Genomic DNA, 18,944 nt, shown 5'->3' with positions numbered 1-18,944 from the left:
GCCGGCGGGCGCCGTTGTCGTGTGGGTGTCTATGCTGTGCGGGCTGCCGTTGAGCGACCGGGTCTGTGCTCTACAGCGAGTCGATAAAGCGCTGCTGGGCGGCACGTCCCGCCTCGTCCCACTTAAAGACGCCGGCGTTGTCGAGCACGTGGCCAAACACCACGCCGACCTCCTCGTGCAGGATATCGATGGCGTTGTCGGCCGTAAGCTCGTCGGCGCGGCGGGCATAGACATCCTCGGCCCATGCGGCGTGGCTGCGGCAAAGGTCGTCGCCCTCGAGCGCGCCAGCAAGGTCGTAGCTGGCATCGGCCTTGGCTGCCAGCAAGTGCTCGCGGACAGCGCCGAGCTCGGGAACCAAGCGCGGCGGCAAAATGGCCAGGCCCATGACCTCGATCAGGCCGATGTTCTCCTTTTTAATATGGTGATACTCGGCATGCGGGTGGAATACGCCCAGCGGATGCTCATCGGTCGTGATGTTGCAGCGAAGCGCAAGATAGGCCTCGTAGATCTCGCCACCGGCGTTGCCGCGGGAGTCGACGCGGCGGATGACGGGCGTCACGGTGTTGTGCGCCACGCCATCCGCTGTGTGCGCGATGACGCCCACCGACTCATCGGTCCACTCGCGCCAGGCAAGGATAATCTTCTCGGCGGCGTCGAGCAGCTGGGCGCGGTCGTGCGAACGCAGTCGCAGCACCGAGAGCGGCCACTGCAACACGGTACCGCTGACCTGGTCAAAGCCGGGCACGCTAAACTGCGAGACCTCAGCGGCGTGCATCATGGGGAACTCGTGTGCGCCGCCCTGGAAGTGGTCGTGCGACAAGATCGAGCCGCCCACGATGGGCAGGTCGGCGTTGGAGCCAATAAAGTAGTGCGGGAACAGGTCCACAAAATCGAGCAGGCAGGTCAGACCCTTGCGGTCGACGTGCATCGGACGATGCTCGGAGCTCATAGCAATGCAGTGCTCGTTAAAGTACGCGTACGGGCTGTACTGGAAGCCCCAGCGCTCGCCGTCGAGCTGGATAGGGATAACTCGCAGGTTCTGACGGGCGGGATGGGCACCGCCGTCGGCTGCGGCGGAGCGTCCAGGGTAGCCCTCGTTCTCGATGCACAGCTGACAGGCGGGATACTTCTCGCTCGTGTTTTTGGCGGCACCGGCCGCGGCAATATCGCGCGGGTCCTTCTCAGGCTTGGACAGGTTGATGGTGATCTCCAGGTCGCCCCAGTTGGTGGGGGTGCTCCATTTGATATTGCGCGCGATGGCGGCGCGGCGCACGTAGCCGGCGTCGCAGCATAGACCGTAGAACCAGTCGGTTGCGGCGCGGGGCTCGTTGACACCAATGCGGCCGTTGAATTCCTCGTTTACAACCGAAGGCCTCGGCATCAGCACGCCCATGATGCGCATGGCGATGCGATCGCGGCCCGATGCCGTGTCCTCGGCGGCGCCGTTGGCAACGGCAGCCTCGGAAAGCGCGGCAAGCGTGCCTTCAAGGTCAAAGTTGGGGAGTGTATCGGGGTGCAAGAGCGAAATCTTCTCGGTCTTGAGCGCCCAGGCCATGTCGAGTGCGGGGCCCGTGGCGCCGATGCACTCCAGAATGGTGTTGTAGGCCCAGATGCGGTCGTCCTGTCCGATCATCGATCGGTGGATAGCATATTCGATGAGGCCCTGCGCAGCCTCGCGCGCGTCAGTCATTACAGCCATGCCGCGTAAGCCCCCTTGTCAGAAATTGCGTAGTGGCGGGCAGAGCCCTCGCCCAGCCAGCCGTTCATCTTGGCAATGAAGGTGTCGACCAGGTCGAGCGGCACGAAGGCCTGGATGGTGCCACCAAAGCCGCCGCCGTGGATGCGGACGGCGCCGCGGCCGTCGAGCACATGCTCGGCCAGTGCCAGGGCATACATCGAAGGCTGCTCGGAGCCCAGCTTGGCAACGACATTCTGCAGGTACATGGCAGAGCTGGCGCCGGACTCGCGCGTCAGGACCAGGAACTGATCGATGTCGCCGGCGTTGAGCGCTGCCCAGCGCTTGTCGACCAGGCCGTTTTCGTACCAGTAGTGAACGGCGCGCAGGCAGGCACGGTCGCCCAGCTTGGCGCGCAGCTCGGGGAGTTTGGCGTCAAAGTCCGCCACATTTACCTCGCACAGGCGCGCCTTGCCAAACTCGGCAGCGACGTCTTGCATCTCGCGTGGAACGGCGGCGTAGTCGTCGGTGGCGGCCACATGGTCGGCGCCAACCTTAACGAGCACGAGCGCATAGCCGTGATCCTCAAAGTTGAGTTCGAGCTTCTGGGTTTTAGGCTGAGCCTGGTCCTCAAAGTCCATGTAGGCAAGGCCGCCCAGGCACACAGCGGCCTGGTCCATCAGACCGCAGGGCTTACCATAGTAGTTGTTCTCGGTGCGCTGGCTCATCTGGGCGAGTGCGACGGGCTCGATGGCGGGTGCGCCCCAGAGGGTTTCCATGGCACGACCGTATGCGGCCTCGACAGCAGCAGAGCTGGAAAGGCCGCCGCCAGAGGGGACAGAGCAGGTGAAGGCGAAGTCGAAGCCCTGGGGCTCAACGTCCAGAGCAGCGATTTCGTGGGCCATGCCGCGGACGAGGCTCGCGGACGTGCCCTTCTCGGACGCTTGAATATCCAGCGTGTCGAGCGTGATCTCAAAGGCGGGGTAGCCCTCATCGGCAACGCGGACCTTGTTGGTGTCGGTTGCCACGGCGATGCCGTCAACGGCGACATCGAGCGAGCCGGCGATGACGTGGCCACCCTCGTGGTCGGTGTGGTTGCCACTGATCTCGGAACGGCCGGGCGCGTGCACGTAGAGCACCTGGCGGTCGCCGATGGGACCAAACTCCTCCTCAAACAGCTTGGTGAGCATGGCGAATGTCTTTTCGTCGGGGGTGGTCATGGGAGTCCTTTCCTTGGCGCGCACGGGTGAGTTTTGCGTCGTTATGAGTACGTTAACAACTTGAAGCGGCATGAACCAAGTGTTCTCGACACCGCACGTTACAGGCTATGTTAACGTACTCATAACACATCGCTTGTCACTTTTTGAGAATCTGGTAATCGGTAGAAATACAGCCGTGAACGGTACTGCCGTGTGGACTTATAAAGCAGAAGAGATTCAGATAGAAAAAGTAGAGTACGTTAACATGCGTCCGACGATAGCGGGCCTCGGCGCGGGGTGTATTTCTGTCCGGGCCGGCATGCACGCTATTCACATCTCGCAAGGGTGAAGGTGATCCTGTGGCAAGGCGCCCGTCCAACGATACCAGTTCGCGTCCGGTCTCCATGGCCGACGTCGCCCGCGCTGCCGGCGTTTCGCAGCAGACGGTTTCGCGCGTCGCCAACGGCTTGCCCAACGTTAACGAGCAGACGCGCCAGCGCGTGCAGGCCGCTATGCAAGAGCTCGGCTTTCGTCCGAGTTATGCCGGTCGCTCGCTGCGCGACGGCCGTTACCATTCGGTCGGCCTGTGCGTCAACGATGTCACCAAGTTTGGCAACCTCTCAATGATCGACGGCATCGCCAGCGCTGCTCGCGAGCATAATTGCGCTATCACGCTGGTCGAGATGTCCAAGACCGAGGAGTTTTCGCTTGCCGAGGCCACGCGTCGTATGGCGGCATTGCCGGTGGACGGCATCATCATCGGCATGAGTCGCATGGCACCCGATTTCGAGACGTTTGATCCACTGCCGGGCATTGGCACGGTCATCGTTACCATGTACGCGCACCCCCGGGTGACCACGGTCGATTCCGACCATTACGGCTGCTCGCTATTGCTTATGGATCACCTGTTTGAGCTGGGGCACGAGCAGATTCGCTATATCGGCGGCCCGTCGTTCTCGGTCGACGAGCAATTTCGTCGCGCCGGTTGGCAGGATGCGCTCGAGCGTAAACACATCGAGCCGGCAGAGCCGCTCGAGGGCGACTGGTCTGCCAACAGCGGCTACGAGGCCGGCAGGTACCTGGCCGAGCACGATCACACCATGACGGCGATCTATGCGGCAAACGATCAGATGGCAAATGGCGCGATTGCCGCGCTGCGTGATAGCGGCCTGCGCGTGCCCGAGGACGTGAGCGTGGTGGGCGTCGACGATTCGCTCGATGATTTTGTGGCACACAACGAGCTCACGACCGTGCGATTCGATCTACATCAGCGCGGACGCGAGGTGTTTGAGCATGCGGTTCCCGAGGCGGGTACGGCGGGCAAAAACGTTGCCATTCGTATTCCCGGTAAGCTCATCGTTCGACATAGTACGGCGGCACCGCGCGCATAGTTTTCGCAGGTCAACGGTAATATGTTGAACATCAATAACAATCGGTAAGGATGTCGGTAGATAGCTGTTGGGATGTAGCCGAGTGCTATGATAGACGGGCTCTTTTGTCTATCTAGGAGGCTTTGCCTGATGGAGATCACCAAGGATATCCGCTACATTGGCGTCGACGATCACGACATTGACCTGTTCGAGGGCCAGTACGACGTGTCCGAGAACGGTATGGCATATAACAGCTACGTTATCTTGGGCGACAAGATCGCTGTCGCCGATTCGGTCGACGGTGGCTTTGTCGACGAGTGGCTCGGCAACCTCGAGGCCGCGCTCGATGGCCGTACGCCCGACTACCTGGTTGTTCATCACATGGAGCCCGATCACTCCGCCGGTATCGCTGCCTTTATGGAGCGCTATCCCCAGGCACAGATTGTGGCCAGCGTGGGTGCTTTCCGCATGATGGTCAACTACTTTGGCACCGACTACCCCGAGCGTAAGATGGTCGTCAAAGATGGCGACGTGCTCGACCTGGGCGGCCACAGCCTGACGTTTGTCGGCGCCCCCAACGTTCACTGGCCCGAGGTACTCTTCTCCTACGAGTCCACCGATAAGGTGCTCTTTAGCGCCGACGGCTTTGGAAAGTTTGGCGCCAACGACATCGAGGACCCCGAGGGTTGGGCTTGCGAAGCGCGCCGCTACTACTTTGGCATCGTCGGTAAGTTCGGCAAGTTCGTGCAGGCCGTGCTCAAGAAGGCCGCCGATCTGGATATCCAGATCATCTGCCCGCTCCATGGTCCTGTGCTGACCGAGAACCTGGGCTACTACCTCGACACTTACAACACCTGGTCGAGCTACCAGCCCGAGGACGAGGGCATCACGATCGCCTATGCGAGTGTGTATGGCCATCTGAAGGCTGCCGTTGAGGAGCTCGCATCTGCGCTCGAGGCCCGCGGCCAGAAGGTCTCCGTCTTTGACTTGGCTCGCGACGATATGGCCGAGGCCGTTGAGGACGCGTTCCGCTATGACCGTCTGGTGCTCGCCTCCATTACCTATCAGGGCGAGATCTTCCCGTTCATGAGCACCTTTATCCACACGCTTGCCGGGCACGCCTATCAGAACCGTACGGTGGCACTCGTCGAGGCCGGCTCTTGGGCGCCCACCGCTGCCAAGGTTATGACCAAGGAACTCGAGGGCATGAAGGACATCACTCTGGCGCAGAACAAGGTGACCGTGCTGGGTTCGCTCAACGACGCCTCGCGCGCTCAGATCGAGGCCCTCGCCGACGAGCTTTCCAAGTAGCGATATTTCGCTTTTAACGAGCAAACCACCACAAAGGGGACAGGCACCTTTGTGGTGGTTTTTGTTTAAGCGCCGGCGATGACGAGATTTGGGCGGGCGTCGTCGACGATTTCGGCGATTGAGGCGGCGACGGCATGATCGGGGTCACGGTCCATCACGATGGCGTCGACGTCGGCGAGCTCGGCAAAGCGGTACATGCCACGTCCGTTGACCTTACTGGCGTCCATGAGGGCGACAGTTTGACGGGCGGCGCCGACCATAGCCGCTTTGGTCTCGGCCATCTGCGGAAAGTCGGTCGTAAAGCCGCAGCCGGGAACAAAAGCTCCAGGGCACATGACGGCAAGATCGGCGTAGACCATTTGGAGCGCCTGCATAGTGAGCGGTCCGTACAGATAACGATGGCCTTTGCGCAGCGCCCCGCCCGGCATGACGACATCGACTGAGGGCATGCTCTCGTCGATGTAATCGGCAATGGTAATGTCGGCCGTGATGACGGTGATACCGTTGCGCTGATCGAGGAGCCGGACGAACTCGAGCGCCGTGGTGCCCGAGTCGACGAGCAACGTGTCGCCGTCACCGACGAGCTCGATGGCGCTTTGCGCGATGGCCTGCTTGGCGGCGACGTTGACATTGATGCGGCGATCCTGCGTGGAGACGGTTAGGCGTTTGTGGAGCGACACAGCGCCGCCATGTGTACGGCGCAGCTTGCCTGCTTCGGCGAGCGCGTCCAGGTCGGCGCGGGCGGTGACGGAGGACACGCCAAAGGTCTGGGCGATTTCTGCTACCTGCACCGAGGCGTTATGCTCGAGCATTTCCATGATGGCGGCACGACGCTCATCGGCGAAGGCTCGGGTTGTTACATGGGCCATAGCTGCTCCATCCTCAACTGAAATTTGCAGGAATTGTGTTGAGTCCATTTTCGTTCATTTTCTTTTTGAGTAAGAAAACACCTTTCGATTACTTATCTTTTCTATAAAAGAAAGATGATTCGCTTGAAAACTGCAATGTTGTATAGAGGGATCCGGCGCGAATCCCTTCCGTTTGCTTTTCAAAAACGAGTGTCTTGACCTGTGTGCCGGTGATATCTCATACGTGCGACGCCGTCGATTTTCATACAATGGGCGCAGCAAAACGCAAGGTAATAGGCCTTGCGGACACGTACGCCCGATGTCCAGATGCGGGCGAGGGAGAGGAGCAAACGCTCATGGCACTTGTTACCACCGAAAAGATGCTCAAGGACGCTCAGGCCGGCCACTACGCTGTTGGCGCTTTCAACGTCGAGAACCTCGAGTTTGTTATGGCCGTTCTGGCCGCTGCCGAGGAGACCAAGTCCCCCGTCATCATGCAGACCACCCCGGGCACCATCAAGACCGCTGGTCTGGACTACTTCTACGGCATGGTCAAGGCTGCCGCCGAGCGCGCTTCCGTGCCCGTCGCTCTGCACCTCGATCACGGCGATGGCTATGACCGCTGCATGCAGGCTTTCCGCACGGGCTACACCTCTGTCATGATCGACGGTTCGCACGAGTCCTTCGAGGACAACATCGCCCTGACCAAGTCCGTCGCCGACGCTGGCCGCGCCATGGGCGTGCCCGTCGAGGCCGAGCTCGGTAAGGTTGGCGGCAAGGAGGACGACGGTCCCGCGGTTGAGGGCGAGAGCCCCTACACCGATCCTGCCGAGGCCAAGGAGTTCGTTGAGCGCACCGGCTGCACCTCGCTGGCCATTGGCGTTGGCACCAGCCACGGCGTTTACACGAGCGATCCGCATATCGAGCAGTCCGTGGTCAAGGCCATCCGCGACGCCGTCGACGTGCCGCTGGTTCTGCACGGCACCTCCGGTGTGCCCGATGAGCAGGTTGCCGAGGCTGTGAAGAACGGCATCTGCAAGGTTAACTACGCCACCGAGCTGCGTCAGGCCTACACCAAGGGCTTCATGGCCTACATGGCCGAGAACCCCGCCTGCTTCGATCCCAAGAAGCCGGCCAAGGAGGGCATGCGTGAGATCACCGAGCTGGTTAAGATCCGCATGACCAACCTCAACTCTGTGGGCAAAGCAGAGTAACAGCAAGGGTACTCCGACTCGCTACATATCCCGGGGAGGGACGAGGGCTTAGTTCCCCAATCGTCCTCGGGCATGCAAAAAGCCTCGCTGCGCACTTCGTGCGGCGAGGTTTTTTGCCCCCTGCGGAAAGATTGGGGAACTAAGCCCTCGTCCCTCCCAGGTTGACCTACTCGAGGTCGTCGCCCTTGTGGCGTTAGGGCGGAAAATAATAAGAAGCCTTCGCGCTGCGGAATGATTTTGGAAACTAAGTACGGGACCCGCCCAAACCGTCCTGCTCAATCGCCCTTGTGGCGTTGGGGCTGAAAGGGTGGGACGCGTGGGTTATTTGGTTGTTAGGGTTAGTAGGTCGTTGGGGGTTTTGAGGTTGTAGGTGGCGTTTGGGATATCTTGGTGTGATCCCCATGCTGCTCGGGCAAAACTGACCCCTGCCGAAGTTGCGCATTGTTCGTCGTAGACGGTGTCGCCAACGTAGACGACGTTGCCAGGATTCGCGCCCGTACGCCGGAGATATTCGAGCATGGGAGCGGGTGCGGGTTTATGTTCGGTTGTGTCTTCGACAAGGATGATGTGCTCAAAATACTTATCGAAACCAAGGGGTGCAATTTCTTTTGCGTATTCGTCGCGCGCACGTGAGGAGACGATGCCAAGTTTGCAGCCGCTATCGGCGAGTGTTGCGATGACTTCAAGCAAACCTGGAAACACGCTGATGGTGCTTTTAAAGCTGGCGGCAACTTGGCACCAGCGATCCAACGTTGCCTGCGAGTAGATTCCAAGTTTCTCAAGGGCATCCTTGCCGGGTATGCCGAGGGCAAATTCAAGCTCGTGTCGGGGGAGCGTTTTGCCGGTCTCTTCTTGGACAATCTGGACAAGCGATGATAGAACGCTTTCTTCTGTATCTGCCAATGTCCCATCAACGTCAAACACGATATAGTCAAAGTACTTCATATAGTAGCTCCTATCCGTTGTTTGCCTGCAAGTTTGATGCAGTGACAGAAGAAGGGCTAGCGGGATTTCTGTCTGGTACTATCGAGATTCTGCCTCGCTGCTCGATAGCTCGAAGGAGTGCATCCCATTTGTTCTTTAAATACCTGGCCAAGATGGCTTGCTGTTATAAATCCGCATTGGCGCGCGACTGTCTGTACCGTTCGCGTGGTGTGTGCCAAAAGTTCGCAAGCACGGTTTATGCGGTATGCGCGTAGATATGCCGCCGGGGTCGTTCCTGCACAAGTTTCGATAATGCGGTAACACTCTCTTTCGCTTACGCCGGCTGCAGATGCCATCTGGGGCACATCTATAGCGGCTGCATAGTTTGCGCGGATAAAGTCCAGGATTGCCTTGAACTGTACGTCGCGGCTGGTCATCCAAGAGGCGCCGTCGGAAGAAAAGAGCGGTTCGGTCTTGGCGTTAATCTGAATCCAGAGCTCTGACAAACTATTTCGAAGCGCCATCTCGTTCTGCGGCCGTTGAAGGTCGTGGCTAAAGGAGCTCTTCAGCAAATCGATAAAGGGCATATCGTCGGGATTGGTGGGCGACCATTTGAGCACATCGACGCCTCGACATTGAAGCAATGGGTTGATGTAGCGCTTTTGGAGACGTCCCGCGGGATCGCCGAGCATCGACGGCTGAAAGATATGCAGCATTTGAATGGCTGGTGCCGAATTGGGTGATTGCAGCGTGCTGTGCAAAACGCCGCCGTTGATAAAGCCGGCGGACCCTTCCTCAAAGCGTACGTGCTCATGAGCCGCGCGCGTTCGATAGTCAATCGCTCCCTGCTCCATGTAGAAAAGCTCAACTTCGGAATGCCAGTGCCAGGGGACGGAATTGCCCGGATAGCGAGCGAATTCTGCGCGTTCGGCAATATAGGGCCAGTCTTCGGCGGTCTCGGGAAACGCTTCCTCGCGTCCTCCGCGGTGCAATTCTATGTGATCCATGTTTCGCATGGCATCAGTATAAAGCGCGATGGGCTTAGATTGCTCTTGCCTGTTCGGGGAACGCCTTGTCTAGGGATGCTTGGAGCTTTTCGAAGGATGCTCGTAAGTTGAGGCTCTGATCGGCTGAGCGCTTGGTTTTTGTGGTGGGGGAGTCGAGGAGGCCGTTTCTCTGTGTCGGGGGGAAGGAGAAAAGGTTTGCATGATTTAGGGATGGCTGCTGTGCTGCGTCGTTGGAAGAATGCATGCTTATGCGGCCTCCTCGATGTCCACCAAAAGGTTGCGCTCGGGGTATGCTGCTAGGTCCCGTGCGTTGGCAGTATTATGCCGCGGCTGCTGCAAAGAAGCGCTAAAGAAAGGCTTAACCTGGTTTGGTGTTACGATGAAACCGCAGGTCAAGGCTATTGAGTAACACTTTTGAAAGGTTTTGAGCTTAAGGGCTTTCTAAGGTTTGTGGCGCGGATGTGGCTCGCCTGTGTGGGGCGTGTGGACGGCTCGTTCCTAGCGCTGCGGTGCGGCGGCGCGTACTTGTTCGATGACCTTTTCCATCGTGGCGTCGATGCGGTCTTTTTTGAGCTCGCATTCCCAGATGGTTATGGGCGTCCAGCCCATTTGAGTGAGCGCTGCCACGGCGGCGCGATCGCGTTCGACGTTGCGACGGAACTTTGCCTCCCAAAACTCAACGTTGCGCTTGGGCTGGCTCGGATTGCACTTGGGGCAGCGGTGCCAAAAGCAGCCGTTGACGAAGATGGCGATCTTGCGTCCGGGGAAGGCGATATCGGGCTTGCCGGGTACCTTCCATTCCAAACGATAGCCCGTAAGGCCCGCGGCGCGCAGGCGCTGGCGAACGAGCAGCTCGGGTTTGGTGTTCGCACGCTTGTTGCCCTTCATGGACTTTTTGATGGCGGCGCGACGGCGGACCAGTTCGCGCTCGTCAGCGGAGAGGTCCGAGGTATCGATGCCGTCGAGCAGGCCGGGCTTGGGACGCTTCTTGCTGCGGCGCTTAGGTGCGCGCTTGGGTTTGGTGGCGGGTTTGTCGGCTGTGTTGGGCACGGCGTCATCGGCGGAGCTTGTCTCGAGCCGGTCTTCCTTCAGCTCAATCAGGGCATCAATGAGCCCCTTGTCAGCGGGCATCCATTCCACCGTGGCAAGTGAGGTGCGTGGAATCCAGCGGATATCGAGCTGGCGGTCGTGCTTCTGGGGCTCATCGGATTCATCGGCGAGCGAGCAGTAGTAGCACTCCATGGAAAGATGAAAATCGGGGTAGTCATACTCAACGGTATAGAAATCGCGCAGGTTGGTGACTTTTACCTGCAGCTCTTCCATAAGTTCGCGTCGCACGGCGTCCTCGGGTGTCTCGCCGCGCATGAGCTTGCCGCCGGGAAACTCCCAAAGTCCCTGCATGTCGCCGTAGCCGCGCTGCACGGCAAGCAGCTCGTCAGATCCTTCCTTGCGAATGATCCCAGCGGCAACATGAACAGTCTTCAACAGGAGTCCTCTCTCAACATCAACACGTGACAGGGTAGCTACCCCTACCTTACACAACGGTAAGGCAAGCGTAAGCCATATCGATGGTAGCCGACTCATCTTCTTGCGACTATAGATGCCGTAGACTAATTGCAAGAAAGGACTCGGTATGCAAACCACGCACATGGCGACCCCGGTACTGGAGGTCGCGCATCTCGAAAAGGTATATGGAGCGCTGGGCAACGTGACCCGCGCGCTCAACGACGTCAGCTTTACGGTCAACCGCGGCGAATTTGTTGGCATCATGGGCGCTTCGGGCTCGGGCAAGTCGACGTTGCTCAACTGCGTGTCGACCATTGATAGCGCCACGAGTGGCACGATCCGCATCAACGGGCAGGACGTGACGCGCATGAAGCAGGCTAAGCTTTCGCAGTTCCGCCGCGAGGAGCTCGGCTTTATCTTCCAGGACTCCAACCTGCTCGATACGCTTACGGCACGCGAGAACATCGCCCTGCCGCTCACCATCGCCCGCACAAACTCGGCAGAGATCTCGACCCGCGTGCAGGATGTGGCAGCGCGCCTCTCCATCAGTCAGGTGCTCGACAAGTATCCCTACCAGATGTCCGGCGGTCAGCAGCAGCGCGTTGCCGCGGCTCGCGCGCTCGTCACCGACCCCACCATGATCATGGCCGACGAGCCCACCGGCGCCCTCGATTCTAAAAGCGCTCGTCTGCTGCTCGAGAGCCTGGAGGCCCTAAACCGCCGCCTACGCGCCACGGTGCTCATGGTCACGCACGACAGCTTTGCCGCCAGCTACACGAGCCGTGTGCTGTTTATCCGCGACGGCAAGATCTTCACCGAGCTGCGCCGCGGCGACACCGACCGCCGAGAGTTCTTCGACCGCATTATGGAGGTCGTTGCCATGATGGGCGGTGAGGGCTCCGATGCTCTGTAAACTCGCTTGGGGCAACGTCCGCCGTGCCGGCCGCGACTACCTCGTCTACCTTTTGACGCTCACCCTGGGCGTCACGGTCTTCTATGCCTTTAACACCATCTCGATGCAGGTCGACATCGCCGGCATCGATGAAGAGGGCTTGGCGCAGGTTATGGGCAGCATGCTCGGCGACCTGACGTACTTTTTGGCCGGTGTCATGGCCTTTTTGATGGTGTACGCCAATAACTTCATCATGAAACGCCGCAAAAAGGAGTTTGGCCTGTACCAGGTGCTCGGCATGGGGCGCGGGCGCGTCGCCACGATCATGGCGCTCGAGACGGTGATCGTCTCGGTGGTGGCCTTTGTCGCCGGCATTGTGCTGGGTGTGGGACTCTCCCAGCTCATGACGTTCTTTACGGCCTCGCTCTTTAAGACACAGATCGCCAATTTCCACTTCTTTTTCTCGGTGCATGCGTTCAATCTGACCCTTGCCTGCATGCTCGTAATGTTTGTGCTCACGCTACTGCTGAACCTTCGCGCCGTGCGTCGTACCAAACTCATCGAGCTTATGGGTGCCGAGCGTCGCAACGAGAGCATCAAGACACGCAACCCCTGGATCGCGATTGCCATCTTTGTCGTGGGCGTGGTGCTGGTGGGCGTGGCCTATTACCGCCTGCTGCGCGACGGGTTCCCGCTAACTGCGACGGACAGCAAGCTGCAAGAGGCCATGAGCCAGTTTGGCATTACGACCGCTATGGTTACAGTGGGCACCTTTGCGCTGTTCTGGGGACTCTCGGGCATGCTCATCAAGCTGCTGCAGAGCCTGCGCAGCGTGTATTGGCGCGGCCTCAACATGTTTACCGTGCGCCAGCTTGCGGCCAAGGTCAACACGGTGTGCTTTTCGATGGGCGTTATCGCGATGATCCTGTTTCTGGCCATTACCTCGGTGGCCTGCGGCATGTCGATCGCCAACGTGATGAACGAGAACCTGGAGCGCTATACGCCGGCGGATATGTCGCAGACGTATATCTATTACGCGTCCGATAGGCTCGACTACTACAAGAAGTATGTCAATCCTTCCGAGGCCGATCGCATGGTGCTGGCAGACGCAACGGTCGATTTGTACTCTGCATGGCACGGTGACCGTATCGATCCCGATAACGTTGCGGAAAGTATCAAGGGCAAGTCGGCAGATAATGGCAACGAGGCCGGAAAGAAGGTCAATATCGCCGATGTTGCCGGCGAGCATGTGCAGATTGATTCGTATCTGAGCTATACGCTTGGCGGCTCGGATCCTTCGGTGACGGCGGGCGAGATGTGCAAGGCCATGGGCGAAAAGCTCCCCAAGGCGCTCGAGGGTAGCAATGCCGATGATATGGGCCTGTTTGTGACGCCGGCGAGCCAGTACAACAAACTGCGCCAGATGATGGGCGAGGAGCCGGTGAACATTGGCCGCGACCAGTACTTGCTTACGTGCGATATGGGCGGCGAGTTGGGCGACCTGTACACCAAGTACATGGCTGGGGGCCATACCCTCACCTTGGGCGGACATGAGCTCAAGCCCGCAGCCGATAAGTCGGACGAGGACACGGCTGCCATCGCCAACTCGGCACTCGGCAGCAATCCCGGTACCGTGGTCGTAGCCGACGAGCTGCTGTCCCAGCTTAACCTGCAGCCGTATTCCAGTAATCTGCTCGTTAACTACAAGCAGGGGATGGATGTGACCAAGGCAGACGAGAGCATTAAATACACCATGCTCGACAATCTGCTCGTTGACGGCAAGGAGCCGGGGTCGTGGGGAATCTTCATGACACGCTCCGAGATCTATACGCAGGCGGCGCAGATGAACGGCATGATTAGCTATCTAGCCATCTATATTGGCTTTGTACTGGTCGTTGCATGTGCGGCAATTCTGTCGATCCAGCAGCTCTCCAATGTGGCCGACGGAAGCCGCAGCTATCGCGTGCTGGCGCAGATCGGCTGTGACGACCGCCAGATTCGCCATTCGGTGATGGCGCAGCAAGCGGTGTTCTTCCTGTTCCCGCTGACAGTGGGTCTGGCGCACTCCTTTGTGGCGCTCAAGGTGATCATCGAGCTGGTGAGCACGTTTGGCAACATGAGCATCGGCGGCACGGTGGGCCTCACATGTGCGATTTTCCTGGCAGCCTATGGCGGCTATTTCCTGGTGACCTACCTCATGAGCACCGGCATGGTGCGAGCCGCCATCGCCACCCGCTACAGCGAGTAGCAAGCGGGCAAAACCGTCGCAAAACCAACGCAAACAACCGCCGCGGAGGGAGTCGGCCCCCTTCCGCGGCGGTTTTTTTGTCTATCGGATGCCTCTCAGATGCAAGTGAGTAGACTTTTTTGGATCTGTCGAGCACACCACGACAAGTGCTCAATAAAACCGCAGGTCAGCGCTGTGGCGATTCGGGGTGTGCTCGGCCTCCTGCAAAAAGTCTACTCACTTGGTTTTGGCTGCTAGAAGACCGCCGTGAGGGAAGGCAACTTCCTCGCGGCGGTTGGCGTTCGCCCAGATAAAACCTGCCAAAACAAACCTGTCCCTTTTTAGCAGGTTATCGCTTCCAAAAGTGGAGGATCAGCGTGGTGCCTTTTGGTGGAGGGGGGATATTGATTAATTCGGGTAACATTTTTTTAACGCCGGGAACGATGTTAAAATACCCAAAATGCTATCTAGGAGCTTTGATTTTATGGCAACCGAGGCAGCTACCCTGCAAAACGTGACGCGCTCGTTCCTCTGGCATTCAATTATGTTGTTTATAGGGGCGGCTGGTCTGTATTGTGTGGCGCCAAGTATTTATACGGGCCTTTCTGGCACCGTTCTTATCGGTCTGCATCTGTTTTCGGGCTTCTGTGTGGGCCTCATCTCTCGCCCTGTGAGACCGGGTATTTCCAAAAGGCTTTTTGGACTTATGCTCGTAGACATTGCACTTCTTGTGATGTACACGATATCTCTTAATGTCTTTCATCAATTTCATGTTGTGGTTTCGGCGCTCGCGTTCATTTTGTTGTTACTAGCCCCCTTGCTTGTCGCTTGCTGTTCTTGGGTGCTTGGCGGTGAATTCGCAAACATACGTGCGGGATTAAAGGGGAAACATGTGGCCGATGGCTCTGCTCTCCACGGGTATCCTGAGCTCGCACTTTACAGCCCCGTTGTGCTCTTGATTGCTTTGCTTGTTGGCCTTCAGTTTCTTCTCGTCCCGTTGATGGACTCCATCGGTTCTTTCCTTTCCGTTAACGCCGAGATGGGGGTTGCTGCCTCGCTCGTCGAACCTCTTGCGTTTGGTAATGCCGCCGTTATTCTCGATACGGATTGTTTGTTTTCGCGCAATATAAACATCGGGGCTGTGCTCCTGAGCTTTGGTGGGCATCAAGAGATCGTATTGCTTCTGGTTACCGTTTTGGGCAGTATCCTTGCCAGGGCCATAACGCGATTTTTCCCCGACTTAACGAGCGCTTTTTCTGCGGCCGCCAAATTAGGAGGAAAACACTCTGCAGTTGCCGATATCCTTACGGCTTCGGGTTTTTCTCAAAGGGAGTCCGCGGTTTTCTCTATGAGGATAGAGGGAAAAACGTACGAGGAGATTGCTTCTGCCTTGGACATTTCCCCGTCTACTGCCCGTACCTATTTGTCGCGGGCCTTGACTAAAACCGGATATAAAAACATTTCAGAGGCGACGGCTGGACTTCTCTTGTCAAAGGATGCGTGGCATCTTGACGCAACAAAAGGCCATGATCACCGTTCAGAATCGCTGGGGTCCTCATCGTTCAATCAGAACTGCAGGATAGTCTTCGTCTGCTTCCTGTTTATGTATGCGTCTGGAATGGGCATCGAGGAAATCCTCGTATGCTTCGGCTTTGAGCATGATGCGATAATCCTATCGATAGCTATAGTGCTTGTGGCCCTGTGTTGCCGTGCGGCTATACGGTGGATGTCTGAAATGCACTTGTGCCTTTCGCCTGAACTCACCCTTTCTTCGGTGTCTGTGGGTGCTGGAGCAGCGTTCTGGGTTCACGATGTGGTAAGTCGACTGTACATTTTCTTTGAGTCCGTTGGGAGCGGTGAGGCCGTTGGCGGCCTTATGCCTGCCTTACGCGTGACTGCGTTCCTTGTCGTACTTATCCTTATGGCTAATTCGCTGCTATTCTTGCGTTCGAAAGATACGGTTCGGGTGGGTGATCGACGCGATACCGTGCGTGAGGCCTTCTTGAGGCTTGGTTTCACGCCGCTTTATGCCGATATCATGACATGCGTTTTTGATGGCAATAGAACCACCGAGATTTGCGCACATCTTAACGTTGCTCGGGGAACCGTCAAAGAGGCCAAGAGCAAGAGCTATGCCTTGCTTGGAGTTCACTCGGAGCGTGAACTTAGAGATAGGGTTTTTAGTCTTATGGCAGATGTTATAGAAAATAGCAGGTAGAAGCCTGTAGACAAATAAGATTGTAAATCCATCCTACACGTCTACAGACAGTTCTGACGATGAAGGCGATACTTCCGGACAACGGGTCCGACGACTCGTGTGTTGCGAACCGGAGGTGCTTGCTGTGAAGACCTGTGATTGCCTCACATATGTACGGCTTAATTTAGAAGTTCTTGCGCGCAACCGGGGAATTATGTTGCTGACGGCGCTGCTCGCGCTCGTATTCTGCATCCCGGTATTTCTATCCGTTCCAACGGGAGCAGATTATCTATATGGTAGAGCTTCCATCGAAGACCAGAGAGCCCTTTTGGTCTCTCAAGTCTCTGACGGCGTTTATGACACTGCCCCACAGGAGCTCAACAGCATCATTGCCGACGAAAGGGCGTGCCTTGATCGGGCGCTTGAAAGCAAGGCGGACTCCAGAGAGTATTACGATGCGATTGCCGATTACGACAATCTATTGCTCAAGGAATACCGACTCGGTTATTTGAATGGTGTTGATTCGGAGTTATCGCTTGAAGCCCAAGAACGTCTTCCCCGAGCCATATCGATGCTGGCCCATCCGGAATCGTACGACTCAACAACAAAAATGCCCGGGATGATCCTTCTCGCATATTATTGCGGCGCTGTTCCTGCAATAGCGTGGCTTTTGGTCCCGGTCCTCGTCCTCTATATGTCGCTTGAGGGGGATGGAAAGCGGTTCTACGATCGAGCGTTGTTGTCAAAGTTAGAGATGAATGCATGCCGCGTTCTCGTCTCTGGTATTGCATCGATGCTGGTTTTGGTTCTGGCGTTGGCTCCCTGTTTTGTATTGGCAACGGTGTTTAACGGTGTAGGTCAGACAGAGTACCCAGTCGTATTCATTCAGTATGGTGACGTAGTCGAAAGAACTGTGTTAGTTCAGCTAGGGCTATTTGCCGTCTTTGAAGCTGTGCTGTCGATGATGTTTGCTTGCTTGGGCGTGTGCGTGTACGCCGGAAGCAGAAACAGGGCCATTTCGTCCATGGTGATCGCTCTTGTGGGGGGCATAAGCCAGCTTCCGTTTTATGCGAGCAAAGATGCTCCATGGCATGCGTTGCTGCCGTATATGGTGTCGAGCTATTCTGCCTCTTCGTTTGCGCTCGGCGGCGCATCTTACGCCAATGGAGCGGAGGTATCTCTCGTTCCTGAAGCCAGTGCATCGCACTGCCTCTTTGCCGTGATGGGCGCGTTTGCTGTTTGCGCGTTGGGGGTCATTTCGTTTTCGCGTCTAAAAAGCAAGAATCGCTGGGCCTGGAACCATATTCGCCCGGATAGTTTGGGCGAGAAAAGCTTGCTCTCTCTGTCGCTGGATGCGTTGACGGTTGGAAAAAACCAGCTGGTAAAGGGATTGCAGTTTGATATGCCCGCTGGCCAGATATGGGGTCTTGTCGCGCCAAATGGACATGGCAAGACTACGCTACTGAATACTCTTTGGGGAGATGCTGGGCCATCAGTGCGCGTGTCAGGTTCTCTCTGTTTTCATGCAAAAGTATGCGTCGACCGTGAGGAAATGAGAAAGGTATTCTTTTTGGTTCCGAATAGGCCGTCGCTATTGATTCCATACATGACCGTCGCTTTTCATCTCGACCGATGCAGGAGAATTTGGCATTCACCTCGCACTTTGGACCAAGTGCTTGATCGCTTTGACTTGACTGGGTTGAAGAATACGCCCGTATCTAGGCTGTCTGATGGAAATAGACAATTACTTAATGTCGCGATGGCGTATATGTCCTATTGCGAAGTCGTCCTTTTGGATGAGCCCATGAATGCACTTGATGTGAGACACGTTGCGATTGTTTCGAATGCTCTTAGAGATGAAGCGGGTAGAGGAGCACATGTCATTATCTCTTCTCATCTTATCGGAAACCTCGAATCGCTCTGCGATGCCTCCGTATTGCTCACAGGGGATGACTCGCGTGTCGTTACCAGAGAAATGGGAGGTGATTCGAAGTGGATCGGTAATGTATACGCGCAGCTTTTCAAGACGAACGACAGTAAAACTAGGAAAGGAAGATAACCATGAAACGCAATGTACGAAGAACTTTGTGAAGGCAATGTTCGCATGTTTTATGCTTACCCTGTCGATGGTCACAATTCCCGTTTGTGCGACGGCGAAACCAGATGCAGGTTCTGTCGCGCCTTGTCGTCTTGTGACAGCGGACGTCTTGGACACTTACAAGTCGTTCTCCACTGCGAACCACCCGAGCGAGAATGTTGATTGTTTCGACCAGACATACAAGAGGCTGTCTTTCAAAACTTCGTATTCTCGTACGGGGCAAACGATTCTCTATACGGGTGCCGCGTTAAGCCCACGCGGCAACGGGATGCCCGGGTTTGAGACAAAATATCAGTGCACATATCGTACCTGGTAGACAACTCTAGGATCGGATCTCTCCGAATAACTTTGTGGCGGACTTGTTTAACGCTACCGCTCCTTCGTTTATCTCAATCTGTAACATCTGACTGGCAAAAACGCTTCTACCTGTTACAGATTGAGATTAGTCGACGCGCGTTCTGTAACTCGTCTCGATC

Annotated in this window: 13 protein-coding genes; 7 read left to right on the top strand and 6 right to left on the bottom strand. The window is 57.1% G+C overall.

The annotated features are described in order from the left end of the window. Window positions 1–70: 70 nt before the first annotated feature. Together DXC67_RS01160 and DXC67_RS01155 are read right to left on the bottom strand one after the other, a co-directional pair. Window positions 71–1,699 (bottom strand): UDP-glucose--hexose-1-phosphate uridylyltransferase, encoded by a 1,629-nt coding sequence (locus tag DXC67_RS01160; RefSeq protein WP_369831352.1) that lies wholly within the window; start codon window positions 1,697–1,699, stop codon window positions 71–73. After that, the gene (locus tag DXC67_RS01155) at window positions 1,690–2,895 is read right to left on the bottom strand and encodes a galactokinase family protein (RefSeq protein WP_199409679.1); all 1,206 of its coding nucleotides are present in this window, start codon (window positions 2,893–2,895) and stop codon (window positions 1,690–1,692) included. The genes DXC67_RS01160 and DXC67_RS01155 overlap by 10 nt, the downstream gene beginning before the upstream one ends. Window positions 2,896–3,278: 383 nt before the next feature. Here DXC67_RS01155 and DXC67_RS01150 point away from each other — a divergent pair, with 383 nt between their 5' ends. After that, window positions 3,279–4,265 carry a LacI family DNA-binding transcriptional regulator gene (locus DXC67_RS01150; protein ID WP_117637127.1) on the top strand — a complete coding sequence of 329 codons (987 nt, stop codon included), beginning with the start codon at window positions 3,279–3,281 and terminating at the stop codon, window positions 4,263–4,265. 129 nt (window positions 4,266–4,394) lie between these two features. Next, complete coding sequence (locus DXC67_RS01145; RefSeq protein WP_233503116.1) at window positions 4,395–5,555, top strand: FprA family A-type flavoprotein; 1,161 nt, start codon at window positions 4,395–4,397, stop codon at window positions 5,553–5,555. A gap of 65 nt (window positions 5,556–5,620) precedes the next feature. On the opposite strand, the gene DXC67_RS01140 is transcribed toward DXC67_RS01145, so the two are convergent. Further along, a complete protein-coding gene (locus DXC67_RS01140) occupies window positions 5,621–6,424 on the bottom strand; it encodes a DeoR/GlpR family DNA-binding transcription regulator (protein WP_117637040.1) in 804 nt (267 codons plus the stop codon). A gap of 335 nt (window positions 6,425–6,759) precedes the next feature. On the opposite strand from DXC67_RS01140, the gene DXC67_RS01135 reads away from it, so the two are divergent. Then, complete coding sequence (locus DXC67_RS01135; RefSeq protein WP_022095149.1) at window positions 6,760–7,617, top strand: class II fructose-bisphosphate aldolase; 858 nt, start codon at window positions 6,760–6,762, stop codon at window positions 7,615–7,617. Window positions 7,618–7,938: 321 nt separating this feature from the next. On the opposite strand, the gene DXC67_RS01130 is transcribed toward DXC67_RS01135, so the two are convergent. The 3 genes from DXC67_RS01130 to vsr form a co-directional block, all read right to left on the bottom strand. Further along, window positions 7,939–8,562 carry an HAD family hydrolase gene (locus DXC67_RS01130; protein WP_117637039.1) on the bottom strand — a complete coding sequence of 208 codons (624 nt, stop codon included), beginning with the start codon at window positions 8,560–8,562 and terminating at the stop codon, window positions 7,939–7,941. Window positions 8,563–8,618: 56 nt separating this feature from the next. Next, window positions 8,619–9,548, bottom strand: a complete 930-nt coding sequence (locus tag DXC67_RS01125) for an AraC family transcriptional regulator (protein ID WP_158551261.1) — start codon at window positions 9,546–9,548, stop codon at window positions 8,619–8,621. A 498-nt stretch (window positions 9,549–10,046) separates the two neighbouring features. Then, complete coding sequence (gene vsr / locus DXC67_RS10550) at window positions 10,047–11,033, bottom strand: DNA mismatch endonuclease Vsr (protein WP_233503115.1); 987 nt, start codon at window positions 11,031–11,033, stop codon at window positions 10,047–10,049. Between the two features lie 148 nt (window positions 11,034–11,181). Here vsr and DXC67_RS01105 point away from each other — a divergent pair, with 148 nt between their 5' ends. The 4 genes from DXC67_RS01105 to DXC67_RS01090 all read left to right on the top strand — a co-directional run bounded on the left by DXC67_RS01105 (window position 11,182) and on the right by DXC67_RS01090 (window position 18,429). Beyond that, a complete protein-coding gene (locus DXC67_RS01105; RefSeq protein ID WP_006234847.1) occupies window positions 11,182–11,967 on the top strand; it encodes an ABC transporter ATP-binding protein in 786 nt (261 codons plus the stop codon). Next, window positions 11,957–14,194: an FtsX-like permease family protein gene (locus DXC67_RS01100; RefSeq protein ID WP_117637036.1), complete on the top strand. Its 2,238-nt coding sequence runs from the start codon at window positions 11,957–11,959 to the stop codon at window positions 14,192–14,194. The genes DXC67_RS01105 and DXC67_RS01100 overlap by 11 nt, the downstream gene beginning before the upstream one ends. Window positions 14,195–14,657: 463 nt before the next feature. Continuing rightward, entirely contained in the window at window positions 14,658–16,391 is a 1,734-nt protein-coding gene (locus DXC67_RS01095) for a LuxR C-terminal-related transcriptional regulator (RefSeq protein WP_199410548.1), read from the top strand. A 124-nt stretch (window positions 16,392–16,515) separates the two neighbouring features. Further along, window positions 16,516–18,429, top strand: a complete 1,914-nt coding sequence (locus tag DXC67_RS01090; protein ID WP_147327732.1) for an ATP-binding cassette domain-containing protein — start codon at window positions 16,516–16,518, stop codon at window positions 18,427–18,429. The last annotated feature ends 515 nt before the right edge of the window (window positions 18,430–18,944 follow it).

Source organism: Collinsella sp. TF07-1 (genome assembly GCF_003437235.1).
In the GTDB taxonomy this organism is placed as follows: domain Bacteria; phylum Actinomycetota; class Coriobacteriia; order Coriobacteriales; family Coriobacteriaceae; genus Collinsella.
The sequence above is the reverse complement of the archived record's forward strand: the minus strand, read 5'-3'. Positions and strand labels throughout refer to the sequence as shown.